The following is a 13,418-nucleotide window of genomic DNA, read 5'->3' as shown; positions in this document are numbered from 1 at the left end:
GCATACGAGATAGGAGTCCGTCTCGTGGGCTCGGAGATGTGTATAAGAGACAGGTACAGCATATATGCGAGGTCTTCGTCGAGCCGCAGTTTTGTGACAAAGCAAGAGTTTGCGACTTTGTATTCAAGCCTGGCATCGAATTCATCCTTTTTGTCTCCGGGTAGAAGTTTTTGAACCCAGGCAAAGATCCATGTCTCTATTGTCTTGGTGAATACTCCGGCAAAAAAAGAAAATACGAAAACAAAATAATCATTAATCTCACTTATTTCTTCTATCCTTAGCAGGTGATTTAGCAAATAGAAGCCTATTAGTGCTATAAAAGGTGCAGTAAGGATTCTTTTGAGATATGACCAGGCAATACTTATCGTAATATATTCCGGAATGAGCTGGCTGAATCTGTCTTCAATACTTAAAAAAAGGTAAGAGAGGATACCGACAAATGATGCAGCAATTATGTAGACCGGGAACTGCAATTTCTCTATTCCATAAAATGTAATATAACTTATTTTGTTATAATCAAAATATAAAAGCACCATAGGCCATATAAGAACCACAAAAATTACAATAAAATTTCTCGCTATGTCGTGAAGCCACATTATCAGGTTACTTTTAGCTCTTTCATTACTTTCGCCTCTTTTGTTATCTTTTTCTCCCTTTCTTTTTTTATTTTCGTAAACAATAACTTTGAAAATAAAAATCGATATCAAAAGAATGAGAATATAAAGAACTATTTCTAAGATCAAATCAACTGCATGAAACCTTAGAGACACAAATAATAATAACGCTATAAGTAAAAAAGTAACAAAACAGAAGTTCATTCTATCGAAAAACCGGCACAGCCAGCACAAAAAAAGAAGAGATCCAAGAAAAAGTGGCAATAAAAGAATCCTCGGAAACATTTCTGTATTGCTTATTGTCCCGTTTATCGTGCCATTTATTGTGCCACTTATTGTGCCATTTATTGCCCCAATTATCGTTTCATTTGTTGCGTTATTAATTGTTCCATTTATCGTGCCGTTTATCGTGCCATTTATTTTGCCGATCACCGTGCTGTTTAGTGAATTATTTAAATTCGTATTTATTCCATTACTTTCTTCTGCTGTACAAACCCCCTGCATCAGCAGACTTAAAATGAAGAAAATTCCTAAAAATTTACAGGCTCCCCCGGCTCCTTTCATAACTATATATTTGCATTTTGAATTATATATGCGTAAGATTATAATTATTACTGAGCATTACTCAGATCAGCACGTCCTCAATCCCAGCCCCTCTCACGATATCAATCGCATCCGTTTCCTCTTCCAGGGTCAGGTGCCTTCCAAGATCCGGATATTCCATTGCCCGGTAGCATGGCCTGTACTGGAACATCAGGTTGAACCTGATTTGCGGGATGTGTCCTGCAACCCATTTGGCAATCGGCCTTGTGCAGCAGTCGAGGTGCCCGGGGAGGACCAGGTGGCGGAGGAGGATTTCGGCGGTTTCGTAGGCGAACTCGAAGTTGGGCTGAACGACTTCCAGGTAGTTTTTAACTTTTGAGTACTTGAGAGCGCATTCATTGTTGCCGTACTTGAAGTCCCCGAGGTAGACGTCAACCACGCCTTCCAGGACTTCTGCGATTTCCCTTGAGTGGTACATGTTCGAGTTCCAGACCACAGGGGTATTTGCTGACATTTCCCGCACGATTTTCAGGACTGTGTGCGGGTGCGGGGTTGGGGTTACGAAGTTTACGTTTTTTGCCCCGTGGAGCCTCCGGATGTCAACAAGCTTTGCAAGTTTCCGGGGGTCGACCTCAGTGCCGCATTCCGGGCAGGTGGAGATGTCCCAGTTCTGGCAGTAGACGCAGGCAAAGACACAGCCTGTAAAAAAGATCGTGTGGGAGGGGACGAGTTCTGGCTCTTCTCCCATGTGCAGGAACTCCGAGGCGTAGCGTGAGACGTCGGTCAGCCTGCAGAAGCCTTTTTCTCCCTCTTTTCGGTTAATCCCGCAGCGGCGCTCGCAGCAGTGGCAGTTTTCAAGCATCCTGTCCACAATTGCAACCTTGAGGTCAAGGAGGGAGGGACTGGCTTTCGGGATTTTCAGGAAGCTTGTAGTATACAGCTTCAGCATGTCCGAACTATCCGGATAAACAAGGGCTTCCATGGCCTCGATTTCAAGGCTTTCCCGTAATTTCCTGTATTCTTTGATGCTTGCTTCATGGATATTCCGGAGTTCTTCAAGTCCCATTTCCGGATCAAATTCGACTGAAATTCTCTCTGTTATTCTGGAGAGGGCAGGCATTTCATCTCCCTGCACCATAAGATAGCGTTTCAGGTACTTCGGAGCTGCCATATTGAAATATTCTCCTGCATGGGTTAAAGGCTTATTGTTTGCTCCTTCTGATTTTTATTTCTGATCTCAATATTCGAGATTTTACCTTTGAGAAATTTAACAGACCTTGCCGGGGGTTCTTTCGGGCAAGATTATAAGAAGAAAGAGGCTTTTGAATACTTTTCAATTGATATTTTCACTGTAACCCCATAAAAATTACCTAAACAGGTGTAGAACAAAAATGGAATGGATCTTTCTTTTCATCGCTGGTCTTTTTGAGGCAGCCTGGGCAATCGGGCTGAAATATACGGAAGGTTTTACAAGGCTTTATCCCAGCATATTTACGGTCGTTTGCATGGTCCTGAGCTTTTATTTCCTTTCCCAGGCTCTGAAGATTTTGCCAATAGGAACTGGCTATGCAGTCTGGACCGGAATTGGGATTCTCGGCACCACTGTCCTGGGCATCTTGCTCTTTAATGATTCCATGGATTTCGGCAGGCTTGTCTGCATCATTCTGATTTTCTCAGGGGTGATGGGGCTCAAGCTGATTTCTCCATGAAACCATGTAAAGTTCTCTAATCCCTTCCCAGCATCCTTTTTCTTCTCCTTCTTTTCCTTCTTCTCCTTCTTCTCCTTCTTTTCCTTCTTTTCCTTCTTCTCCTTTTTTCTTCGAGATTTTTGCAATTTCCTTATAAGATCGCTTTTTCCTGCAGTACGGATAGCCAATAATTAATAGCTGGCAGGACAATGTTAAATCAGGGGATTAAGCCCGTGGGTTTGAATTGCACCTTCTGGTTAGCTTAAGCGGTGCCCGTGGGAAGTTTAAGTGAGATCTTTTAGGGGGAAGTTTTTCTGGCTCTAATTGAAGGCACAACTTTCAGTCTCTGGGATTTGATGTTTATTTTGTTCGTAGTTTTCTTTCTTTACACCGTAATTTACCCGCAGTCGCAGCTCAAAAGAATCCAGATGCAGCGTCTGGCAAAACTGAAAGCCATGGAAAGGCGCCACGGCTGTAAAGTACTGACAATGATTCACAGACGGGAAGCAATTTCTTTTTTAGGGCTGCCTGCTTACCAGTTCATCGATGAGGAGGATGCTGAACAGGTCCTGCGCTGGATAAGGAAATACAGGGATTGTCCCCTTGAACTGATCCTGCACACCTCCGGCGGGCAGCTCCATGCCAGCATCCAGATCGCCCGTGCCCTGAAGAATCACCCCAAAAAGACCCGTGTGCTCATCCCCCACTACTCAATGTCAGGGGGCACAATTGTCGCCCTTGCAGCAGATGAAATCGTAATGGATAAAGATGCAGTTATAGGGCCTATCGACCCCCAGGTAGGGGATCTCATGCGAGGGCTCTTCCCTGCACCTTCCTGGATCTATGCCGCAGAAATGAAAAAAGAGAACGCGGAAGATGTCACTCTTGTCATGAGCGATATCTCCAGAAAAGCCCTCAAGCTTACCCGGAGTGTCGCAAAAGAGCTTCTGGAAGGCAAAATTGCACCTGGCCCCGGCGGAGAAGACAGGCTCGATGAAGTGGTTGAAAAGCTGGTCAGCGGAGAAATGATCCACAGCACTCCCCTTTCAGCCGCAGAAGCTAAAGAAATAGGGCTTTCCGTAAACACGGATTTTCCGGAAGAAGTACACGAGTTCATGAAACTCTTCCGGCCTGTGAAAAGGAATGTGGCGTATGTGGAATGAAATCCCTGTACTCTGGAATATTCAGGATCTGATTTCAGATTAACTGTCTAAATCTGGATATCTCTTACCAGAATACATCTTTTCAGGCCGCCTCAAAACAACTTTAATTTCCTGGAGATGGGCAGTATTGACTTTAAACTCGATGAACAATATTCTGAAATTCACATCCTGATTAACTTAATTATAAAATATTTTGCATTGGTTGTAAAATATGATAGGTCTTATGCAAAATATTTTAAATTTAATATAAATATTTGTAGAGTTTTAAAATAACCGGTTTTCCATATTTTATTAACATTTTTTTAAAATAGTGAATCATTTAACTGATGCATATTTTTTACCACAGTATAAATATTAAAAAATACTACTATTTATAGTTATCTCGGGTTTTCTCCAGAAATAATGGCTTTTGATGGCTATTTTATACAGAATAAGTATTTATATCAGTATATCAGTTATACTATTGGTAAAATATAATACCACTGAACTAAAATAGAGCAAGGGTTATCGGGGGATAATATGACTTTTAGAATCGAAAAAAAAATTCAATTTATAGTACAGCTTTTGCAGCAAGTACTGGATAATGTGGGAAGGGTAAGAGTATACAGGTCACGTAATTCCTACCTGTTTGTGGTTGGAAGAAATCTTTGCATTTCCGAATGAATCCACGAAAAACAAGGTTTGAATTAAGACCTCAGTAACTAAAAGATCCTGGCGGATTACAAAAATATTGTCGGGATTACAAAAATAGTGTCGGGATTACAAAAATATTGGCGGATTACAAAAATATTGTCGGGATTACAAAAATATTGGCGGATTACAAAAATAGTGTCGGGATTACAAAAATATTGGCGGATTAAGACAACGTGAATATCAGTATAATAAAACAAAATTATTGGGGAGTGGTGTTAAATGACTCTTTTTAACTTGACTGAAGCTGAAAAAACAATATTAATGGATGAAACCGTCATTGACTTAAAACATTCTTTAGAAGTGGTTATTAAAAATTTACTTGCAGAATATGAGACGGATCTTGAATCTAACCTTAATGTTTCGAAAGTTGAGGTCAATTTCATTGTAAAAATGGATGGAATTGAAGTATGAATTTTATTAAATTATAAATTATTTAATTAAATAATAGGTTATTTAATTATAAAATATGGAAGGTTTATGGCCTTCCTACTTTTATTAATAATCCTCTATTTTCTGGATCTAATCTTCCGCTTTAAGCAATGAAATTAGAAAAAGTCTCCTTATAATAAGCCTCGTATTTCTTTCGCTTTGCCTATAAAATAGCCAAAAAACAGCTATTTGCTGGGTACGAGGAGTATTTTTTGGGTATCGTATGAATCTTTCAGGTATCACCCTTATTTTTTAGGTAAAATCTTTTTATAGCCTGCTTTCGGCATGTCGACATTGGAATTAAGGATATTTTCCCATTGCTGTTTTAGAACCTGAGCTAACTATAGGTTATGTTAAAAGATGGTTAATCTGTGGTTCAACTTCCACGACACATATAAACACTAAAAAACACTAAATCATTTTTTCGTTAAAGTTTAGTATGGGAGATTGTGTTTGGACCATATGTAAACCTAACAACTACACACAATTGTGGAGCAGTATTTCAAAATCACAATCAGTAGTGATCATCATAAATAATTATATGTCGACCTGCCGAATGTAAGTTATATTCAAAGCGAATTTTCTAAAAATCTATATAAGTTATTAAATGCATATTATTGTATGCTATTGTGTATTACACACAATATCAAAAACATTGGTAAGACTGGGTATAATTGTAAAATTGCTGAAATAACGCAAGCAAACCTGGATAACCACATCAGGAGGTGGAATACCAATGAAAACTATGAAAAAGTTTGTTGGGGAATCTATGATAGCAGCAATTACATTTTATTGCCTGCTGTTGATAATGTTTCCTTTGGGTTGGGTCGTTCTGCTCGGGATCACGATCACAGATCCGAGTATATACAAAAAATATTACAATAGATATATGAAACCAAAAATCCTTGGGACCGATCTCGAAGTCGATCTCTAAGTATTTGTAACGAAATAACTTAGGCAAAGATTAATTTATTTGAAGCTAAATCAGTCATTTTGATAGTAAAAGTTATTTAATCATTCCTAAATGTTGCCTATGTTATTTTGCCGCATATTTTAAGTCTGAAATCCCAATCGATGGAAACAAGAAACCAATAGCTTTCCATACAACTTCTTACATACGCTTTGCCTGAAAAATCGACTAAAAACGGGCTATTTGTTGGGTGCGGGGAGTATTTTTTGGGTAAAAACATTTTTTAGGCAAAGCGTATTTTTTTAACTTTTGCGTTCTCTTCACTGAGCCCGGTCCAGCTAACCTTATACCTAAGGTGTTCGAGTACAGGGTAATAGAGACTGCTGTCAAGCCTGAAGCCCTCAAAAACCTTCACTGCACCGGCATATGTATCGGCAGCTCCTGGTTTTTCAAGTTCCAGGTCTATTTTCTTAAGTAACTGCCTGTGGAGCAAATAATTCTCAAGAAGCACATAGTTCCTGTACTTTCCGACTTCTTCGGATTCCTCGAATTTTCCGACTTCTTCGGATTCCTCGAATTTTCCGACTTTTTCGGATTCCCCTAATTTTGTAAGCCTGCCTTTGATCTCTTTTTTTAAAGCATCAAGCAGGACTCCCTTCTCGGCTGCGATTTCATCAAGGCTGATCAGTTCCCCGGAAAGATGAATCTTCGTTTCCTGCAGTTCCGACAGGTCTTCTTCAAGCCTTCTTCTCTCATATTTTCTAAGCACCTGCGTGATTTCATTTGCCGGAATCTTCCTGTCAAAGAAAATCACGTCCTGTGCAGGGAAGTCTTTTTCCGAGCACTTGAGTTTCCTGTTAATCAGGAGAATAACGGGTTCCTTTACTTCCTTTAGTTTCTCGGTCTTCTTTTTAAGGTATTCCGGCGTCCAGAAACCAACAACCTCGACATACACTTTCATCCCGTCCCTCTGAAGGGAAAAATCCGGAACAAATGCGTACCTGCCTGCTTTCAGGATAGTTGGTTCTCTTTTTGCTTTCCAACCTCCTAAACTTAAGCTGGCAAACTGCTGTTCATAAGTGCTGTCATAAGTTTCACTTTCAATATCTGTTTCTGCTTCCTGAATTCCAGCTCCCTGAATTTCAGCTTCTTCTCCCCCAAACCCATTCTCAGTCTCGATTCCTGTCCTGTATCCTTCCTGTCCTTCTGCAAGCTGAAAGTCGGGATAAACCCTTTCAGGTACTCTTTCAGGATATCTGACTGCTTCCGGTATGGATCCGAAAGCCTCTTCCGAGCTGTCAAGGACTAAATCAAGGATGCGTTTCCCCTGGTAACCTTTATGGAGAATTCCTGCCTTCAGGCTCCAGCCCTTTGATTTCAGGAGGGTGGGGAAGAGTTTTGCAAACGAATTTCCATATCGTTCCGACATCCTGAAAAGAGATGCTGGCCCGTCAAGGTGGAGGTGAACGCTTTTCAACCTTTCAGCTTCTTCTTTTTCGCCTGCTTTCTCCTCAGTATCTTCCAGGGAATACATAAGCCCGGATCTGAGAATCTTCCAGAGAACGTTCTGGAAATCCCCTGTTATCCATATGTTCAGGTCAACAGCGCGGAAAAGGATGGTCTGGGTCAGGGAGATGTTATACTGCCTGAGGAGTTCTGCAGGGGAAAGGGGTTTGAATTCTTTGAGGATCTGGTTTTCCTCAAGGTCTGCCCAGAGAGATTTTTCAAGCTCAGGAATGGATATCGATAGTTTTTTTGCGGCTTTTTGAAGTGCCTCTTTTCTTTCGGCAGGAGCAAGCGCCATCCCGGTACAGGCGTCAAAAACCGCTTCTCTGGCCGTAGAAGGGTCAACAGCTGAAGAGGTTTCAACCACAGCCCGCCTTCCAAGGAGCTGGGAAAGCCCCCGGATGAAGCGGTAATTCATCTCTTCATAACCTTCAAGTTCTGCCAGGAGGTCGCCGTAGGGTTTTCCTACATGCTGCCCGAAAGTCTCTATAAGGAGCCCTGCAAGCTCAAGGTTTTCTGAATTAAAAGCTGCATATGCCGGCTTGATTTTTCCTCCGGAAATGCGGGTTACAAGGAGGTCAGACGTTAGCATGAGGACCTCCTTTCTGGCTTTCAGGGTTTTCAGGTCTTTCAGGTCTTTCAGAGCTTTCTTTTCTTACCCTCTGAGCTTCTTTCCTTCCCTTTTCTCCGGGGCTTTCTAATGGACCTTTTCCGGAAGATAAAGCTCCTTTTCTCCTCTGTGCGGTTCCGGTCTCCGAGGTTTCCGAGGCTATGATTTCATAGAGTACGGCTTCTTTCCCCTCTTTTTTCCTGAGGATCCTTCCGAGGCGCTGCACATATGCCCTCTTGCTGCCTGTCCCGCTTGCTATGATCCCTATGTTTGCTTCAGGCACATCAATACCTTCATCCAGTACCTTTGAGGTAACAACAGCCCTATAGCTGCCTGCCCTGAACTTTTCGAGAATGGAATTCCTTTCTTTTGAAGGAGTCCGATATGTGATCGCTGGGATAAAGAATGTATTGGAAATCCGGTGCACAAGCCGGTTATGTTCCGTGAAGATAAACACCCTGTCCTCTCTGTGCTGCTCCAGGATCTCCCTCAGTTTCTCAATTTTTGAATCGCTGTTGAAGGCAAGATCTCTTGCTGCATTTCTTGCAAGGAGGGCTTTTCTGGCTTCAGGGTCTCTTCCGCTTTTCATGACCAGTTTCCGGAAGTCCTGCGGGCCTCTCATTACTATCCCGGTTTTTTTGAGGTAGTTAAGGAATATAGAATATTTCTGGTCGTATTCTTTTTGCTCCCCGGCAGTGAGCGTCACAGAAGCCCGTTTTATCGTATAAGGGGCAAGGTGTCCGCCTGCAAGTTCCGAGACTTTTTTCTCGTAGACTTTTCCCCCTACAAGCCGGTTGAGTTCCTTATGCAGCTCATCTTCCCTTTCGTATGTGGCAGTCAGTCCGAGCCTGCATGGGGCTGCGGAAAATTCGGCAATGCTCCTGTATCCTGCTGCAGGCAGGTGGTGCACTTCGTCAAAAATCAGGAGGCCGAACCTGTTACCCAGGGTTTCGGCATGAATATAGGCAGAGTCATATGTGGAAACGGTTATCGGAAGGATTTTCTTCTCGCCGCCCCCAAGCTTTCCGATTTCCATGGAAAAAGCTTCTTCAAGCTGCTTTTTCCACTGTTCGAGCAGGTCAAGGGTCGGGACAATCACGAGGGAAGGGGTATTACACCCTGCAATTGCCCGGATGCCGGTAAGGGTCTTTCCACTCCCTGTCGGCAGGACCAGAACTCCCCATTTTTCATTTTCACTCCAGGAAACAAGGGCTTCTGCCTGGTAATCCCTTAAATTCAACTTCTTTCCCGAAGCCTCATAAGCTTCTGCAAGGTCAGGACAGGGAAGGAGGTCAAGGACAGCATCTTCAAAATCGATCCCGGAATTTTTCAGGTAACTTATGATATCTCTGTAATACATGGCAAGGGCCCTGAAGTTCCCGCTCCTTTCGTCCCAGGCCGAATTGGGGACCCGGACGTTGCCCTGTATGAGGAGAGTTCCCTGCTTGAAGCTTATTTTGATCATTGTTTACTAAGATTCTGGACATGATATATAATAATTCAGTTATCTGTAGTAACAATTCAGTTATCAGCAGCAATAATTAAGTTATCAGCGGACTCAGGCAGGAATTTATTACATTAGTTAATTTTTTAGATGTTTGAGTCCCAGAATTGGTATATTTTTACGCACTTTGTTATACGTTCTATTGCGCAGAGTTTTACAGCTTATGCAAAAAAGAAAACTGAGAAATAGCTTCAAGTTAATTTCAGTTCTAAAAAGGAAATTAAAAGAAGGGAATTCTGCATGAGCTCTAATTCCAGACCTGTTGGGGATGAAAAGTCCGGGGAAGCTTTCTCGCCCGAACCCGTACCCCTCGAAGACCTTTTCCACAAATACGGAATTGAACGCAGCCATGCCGATAATGTGGCCCGGAATGCACTCGAACTTTATGAGATCCTCGCTCCTGTCCACGGGCTTGGCTCTGAGTTCCAAAAACTCGTGGAAATGGCTGCCCTTGTGCATGATGCCGGGGTAGCTACGGACTTTGAGAACCATCACAGGGCAGGGAGGGATATCCTGCTCCGCCACCCGCCTGCCGAATTACCTGAAAGGCTGTGGCCGGTTGTTGCCTGGACGGCTTTCCTGCACAAAAAAAAGGTAGGAAAGAAGAAAATTGAGGACCTTAAAGGAAAAGATTTCGGGAAAATGCCCGAAGACCTGCAGGATGTCACCCTGAAAGTGGCTGCCCTTATCCGGCTTGCCGACGCCCTTGACTACAGCCGGATGGGAAGCAGGCTAGGAAAGGTCACTTTCAAAGGCCGGGGAGTCAGGTTCGAAATAATAGGGCAGGGGGCTGCAGTTGATGCGGAAAGGATGTACAAAAAGGGGGATCTCTGGCATTTGCTCTACGATACGGAACTTGAGTTTAAGCCTCAATCACATCAATCGTGAGGAGTTCCGTAAATGTCTCCTGAAAAGGATTTTTATTCATGCAAACAGATAGAAACATATGCAGATTGAAATACTCGGGTGTGAGTCCTTCGGGGCAAGGTCTCTTGCCTGCGCTGTAAAAACCGGGGATAAAAAGATTCTGATCGATCCGGGAGTTGCCCTTGCCCGCCTGCGTTACGGTTTGTCTCCCCACCCTGTAGAGGTTGCAGCTGCCCTCAGGATCAGGAAAAAGATCCTTTATGCCCTTGAAGGTGCAACGGATATAGTAATCAGCCATTACCATGGGGACCACATGCCCATGAAAGCCGAAGACCCTTATCAATTGCCAGTAGAAGCCCTCCCTCCTCTGGAAGAGGTCAGGTTCTGGTGCAAAGGTCCACAAAATATTTCAGGGCTGTCTGCACGCAGGAGAAAAGAGCTCTCTCATTTTCTGGGCTCTTCCCTTCCCGCTTCTGAAGGCATTAGTTCCGACGGCATAAGTTTTTCTTCTCCTGTTCCGCATGGGACAAGAGATAAGGGGTTTGGCACGGTAATGATGACCCGGATCTGTGAAGGAGCCGAGGTGTTTGTCCACAGTTCGGATATCCAGCTCCTGGACAGGGAAGCTGTGCTTGAGGTACTTGCCTGGAAACCGACAGTAGTTTTCTCTTCCGGACCCCCGCTCTATCTCTCCCACCATGTCCCTGAAGCTTCAAAAGAAGCGTTTGAAAATGCTCTTCTTCTTGCCAGAAATGTTGACACTTTGATCCTGGACCACCATCTTCTGAGGTCTTTTGAAGGCTACAGGTGGTTAAAAAAACTGGCAGGAAAGGTTGAAAATAAGGTCCTGTGTGCTGCAGAGTTCATGAGGAAAAAGCCGAAACTACTTGAGGCACGGAGAAAAATCCTCTATAATAAACAGCCTGTACCCCGGGGATGGCATGAAGCATATTCAAATGGTGAGACAGGGCTTGATGAATATCTCTAATATACCTTGAGGGCCTCTAATATACATTTTGAAGAGCACACCTGATGAAGAGCTTTTTAGCTTTTTTTGATTTCTTTTCAGGGTGTACTGCTGGCGTAGCTGTCGATATCCCGGATTTGTTCCGCTCTTTGTTCGTAGTAGTCATAGAGTTCTTTGCCCCAGGCAAGAGCTCCGGGCTCAAAGCTTATCACGTATTTTCGGTCAAAAACAGTATCTTTCGGGAAAAGAGCTATTCCCATGAAGTTGTCTGCCGCTACAATATTAGGAGTCATTTCACAGTCTTTGCAGACCAGGAGTTTAGTATTCTCCATTTTAAGAAACTGCCTGGTTTGTTCCCTGTAATCATCCTCACCCCACCTTCTAAGGATTGATTCTGGAAGAATCAGTGACACCGATGTACCCTTTTCTGCAAGCCCGAGACAAAAGGAAGGATAGAGAGGGTGGAAATAAGAACTGAGCGCCTCGAACTTCTTTGCCTTTTCAGCATTTTCGACATACTCGGGAATCATTTCGAACATATGTTCTCTCTGGGGTTCAATTGTAATACAGTGCCCGAGTTCCCCTATGCGGCGCAGGAGAAAATGCGGAATTTTACTCATATCCCTGTCAGCCCAATAATCTGCATTATCTTCCAGTACAGAAAGAGTATCCAGCAGGGGTTTCATCTTTTCGGTTATGATTTTTCCTATCTCGCTAAGCCTGTAAAGCTCTCTGTCCTGAACTACAAGGTGTTTTTCCTTGAGCATTTTAATCTGGGGCTGGAGTGAAGTTGCACCTGCGTTAAGGATTTTTTTTATTGTGTTGATGTCCTTTGGCCCTTCAAGCAGAAGGAGAAGCACGTTTTTTCTTTTATCGGAGAGGAAAATCAGGTCTAGTAGAGAGTTTTCCATATTATGCACCTTGATCTGATTGCCTGTATCTGATCGCCTGTATCTGATCGCTGTAGATTCTGGCCTGTAATTATTGAAAATATATATTATATTGAAGAATCTCCGCGATATAAAAGTATATTCATATATTTATAAAAAATTGAAGACTAATTATTGACATATTTGTTACTCTTTTATAAATATACATTTCCGTACAATTCATTCCGGGAAGATAGGAAACTGTTTATTTCAATTGGAGAAATTTTTTAGAATTCTTTTCATTTCTATCCTGTCATTTTTATCCCGGATTTTCAAGGTTTATGTCGCTACATGAAAGGCTCCTGGTTAACAATGTGCAAATACAAAGTCATACTAAAATATTTTTGTTAACGTACGCCTTAATAAATAATGACATAATCTCTATTATAAATCATATAAATATATTTATAAACTCATGTGTGATTGAACTGACAGATCGGCAGTTCCACATTAAATACAGGAAGAGTGCAAGAACCCATGAGACACACGCAGATTGATTGTGCACGTGACGGAAAACTTACCCTCGAAATGCAGCAGACTATGGAGAGAGAAAATATTGATGAGGATACCCTGCTCTCCCGTGTAGCTGAAGGAAGCCTCGTTATAATGACAAGGGAGGGCTGCCCTTCTATAGCCATAGGCAGGGGTGCCAGCACCAAGGTAAATGTCAACCTGGGCACTTCGGCTGTCAGGATAGATCCGGATGCAGAGCTCGAAAAGGTGAGGATCGCAGAAAAATATGGGGCTGACACCATTACCGACCTTTCCATGGGTGGGGACATCCGTGCTATACGTGCAAGCGTGTTTGAGAACAGCAGGCTTCCCATCACTACAGTCCCCATCTATCAGACGGTTGTGGAGTGCGGGATGAAGGACCTTACAGAGGGCGACATCCTCTCATATCTCAAAGCCCATGTGGACGAGGGTGTGAGCTCTGTGGTGCTGCACCTGTCTCTTATACACATCTCCGAGCCCACGAGACGGACTCCTATCTC

General features: G+C 42.9%; 12 protein-coding genes. 6 read left to right on the top strand and 6 right to left on the bottom strand.

Annotation, left to right across the window (positions count from 1 at the left end):
- Positions 1-1,178 (bottom strand): hypothetical protein (locus EO95_RS12550; RefSeq protein ID WP_048135084.1); only part of this gene is annotated, 1,178 nt, incomplete at its 3' end.
- Between the two features lie 61 nt (positions 1,179-1,239).
- On the bottom strand, positions 1,240-2,328 hold the full coding sequence (locus EO95_RS12545) for a radical SAM protein (RefSeq protein WP_048135082.1): 1,089 nt from the start codon (positions 2,326-2,328) through the stop codon (positions 1,240-1,242).
- A 220-nt stretch (positions 2,329-2,548) separates the two neighbouring features.
- Here EO95_RS12545 and sugE point away from each other — a divergent pair, with 220 nt between their 5' ends.
- Entirely contained in the window at positions 2,549-2,866 is a 318-nt protein-coding gene (sugE, locus tag EO95_RS12540; protein ID WP_048135080.1) for a quaternary ammonium compound efflux SMR transporter SugE, read from the top strand.
- Here the strand turns inward: sugE and EO95_RS12535 are convergent.
- The gene (locus EO95_RS12535; RefSeq protein ID WP_048135078.1) at positions 2,831-3,055 is read right to left on the bottom strand and encodes a hypothetical protein; all 225 of its coding nucleotides are present in this window, start codon (positions 3,053-3,055) and stop codon (positions 2,831-2,833) included. The genes sugE and EO95_RS12535 overlap by 36 nt on opposite strands.
- 146 nt (positions 3,056-3,201) lie before the next feature.
- Here EO95_RS12535 and EO95_RS12530 point away from each other — a divergent pair, with 146 nt between their 5' ends.
- Together EO95_RS12530 and EO95_RS12525 are read left to right on the top strand one after the other, a co-directional pair.
- Positions 3,202-4,008 carry a hypothetical protein gene (locus EO95_RS12530; RefSeq protein ID WP_082106043.1) on the top strand — a complete coding sequence of 269 codons (807 nt, stop codon included), beginning with the start codon at positions 3,202-3,204 and terminating at the stop codon, positions 4,006-4,008.
- A 912-nt stretch (positions 4,009-4,920) separates the two neighbouring features.
- Positions 4,921-5,112, top strand: a complete 192-nt coding sequence (locus tag EO95_RS12525) for a hypothetical protein (protein ID WP_048135077.1) — start codon at positions 4,921-4,923, stop codon at positions 5,110-5,112.
- A gap of 1,211 nt (positions 5,113-6,323) precedes the next feature.
- Here the strand turns inward: EO95_RS12525 and EO95_RS12515 are convergent.
- Positions 6,324-8,138: a DUF790 family protein gene (locus EO95_RS12515; protein ID WP_048135075.1), complete on the bottom strand. Its 1,815-nt coding sequence runs from the start codon at positions 8,136-8,138 to the stop codon at positions 6,324-6,326.
- Complete coding sequence (locus EO95_RS12510) at positions 8,125-9,621, bottom strand: DEAD/DEAH box helicase (protein WP_082106042.1); 1,497 nt, start codon at positions 9,619-9,621, stop codon at positions 8,125-8,127. Before EO95_RS12510 ends, EO95_RS12515 begins: the two co-directional genes overlap by 14 nt.
- Positions 9,622-9,900: 279 nt before the next feature.
- Here EO95_RS12510 and EO95_RS12505 point away from each other — a divergent pair, with 279 nt between their 5' ends.
- Both EO95_RS12505 and EO95_RS12500 read left to right on the top strand, forming a co-directional pair.
- Positions 9,901-10,548 carry an HD domain-containing protein gene (locus EO95_RS12505; RefSeq protein ID WP_048135074.1) on the top strand — a complete coding sequence of 216 codons (648 nt, stop codon included), beginning with the start codon at positions 9,901-9,903 and terminating at the stop codon, positions 10,546-10,548.
- Positions 10,549-10,606: 58 nt separating this feature from the next.
- Positions 10,607-11,515 (top strand): MBL fold metallo-hydrolase, encoded by a 909-nt coding sequence (locus EO95_RS12500; RefSeq protein WP_048135073.1) that lies wholly within the window; start codon positions 10,607-10,609, stop codon positions 11,513-11,515.
- 77 nt (positions 11,516-11,592) lie between these two features.
- Here the strand turns inward: EO95_RS12500 and EO95_RS12495 are convergent, their stop codons facing one another.
- Positions 11,593-12,405 carry a winged helix-turn-helix domain-containing protein gene (locus EO95_RS12495; protein WP_048135071.1) on the bottom strand — a complete coding sequence of 271 codons (813 nt, stop codon included), beginning with the start codon at positions 12,403-12,405 and terminating at the stop codon, positions 11,593-11,595.
- Positions 12,406-12,900: 495 nt separating this feature from the next.
- Here EO95_RS12495 and EO95_RS12490 point away from each other — a divergent pair.
- Positions 12,901-13,418: phosphomethylpyrimidine synthase ThiC (locus EO95_RS12490; RefSeq protein ID WP_048135070.1), on the top strand; the 518-nt coding region annotated here is incomplete at its 3' end.

The organism is Methanosarcina sp. 1.H.T.1A.1, assembly GCF_000979295.1.
Classification (GTDB): domain Archaea; phylum Halobacteriota; class Methanosarcinia; order Methanosarcinales; family Methanosarcinaceae; genus Methanosarcina.
This window is presented reverse-complemented; position numbering and strand designations above follow the sequence as displayed.

Bases quoted from the DNA above. Each gene is read 5' to 3' on its own strand.
- EO95_RS12545 (WP_048135082.1), bottom strand. From the start codon at position 2,328: ATGGCAGCTCCGAAGTACCTGAAACGCTATCTTATGGTGCAGGGAGAT.
- sugE (WP_048135080.1), top strand. From the start codon at position 2,549: ATGGAATGGATCTTTCTTTTCATCGCTGGTCTTTTTGAGGCAGCCTGG.
- EO95_RS12530 (WP_082106043.1), top strand. From the start codon at position 3,202: ATGTTTATTTTGTTCGTAGTTTTCTTTCTTTACACCGTAATTTACCCG.
- EO95_RS12525 (WP_048135077.1), top strand. From the start codon at position 4,921: ATGACTCTTTTTAACTTGACTGAAGCTGAAAAAACAATATTAATGGAT.
- EO95_RS12515 (WP_048135075.1), bottom strand. From the start codon at position 8,138: ATGCTAACGTCTGACCTCCTTGTAACCCGCATTTCCGGAGGAAAAATC.
- EO95_RS12510 (WP_082106042.1), bottom strand. From the start codon at position 9,621: ATGATCAAAATAAGCTTCAAGCAGGGAACTCTCCTCATACAGGGCAAC.
- EO95_RS12505 (WP_048135074.1), top strand. From the start codon at position 9,901: ATGAGCTCTAATTCCAGACCTGTTGGGGATGAAAAGTCCGGGGAAGCT.
- EO95_RS12500 (WP_048135073.1), top strand. From the start codon at position 10,607: ATGCAGATTGAAATACTCGGGTGTGAGTCCTTCGGGGCAAGGTCTCTT.
- EO95_RS12495 (WP_048135071.1), bottom strand. From the start codon at position 12,405: ATGGAAAACTCTCTACTAGACCTGATTTTCCTCTCCGATAAAAGAAAA.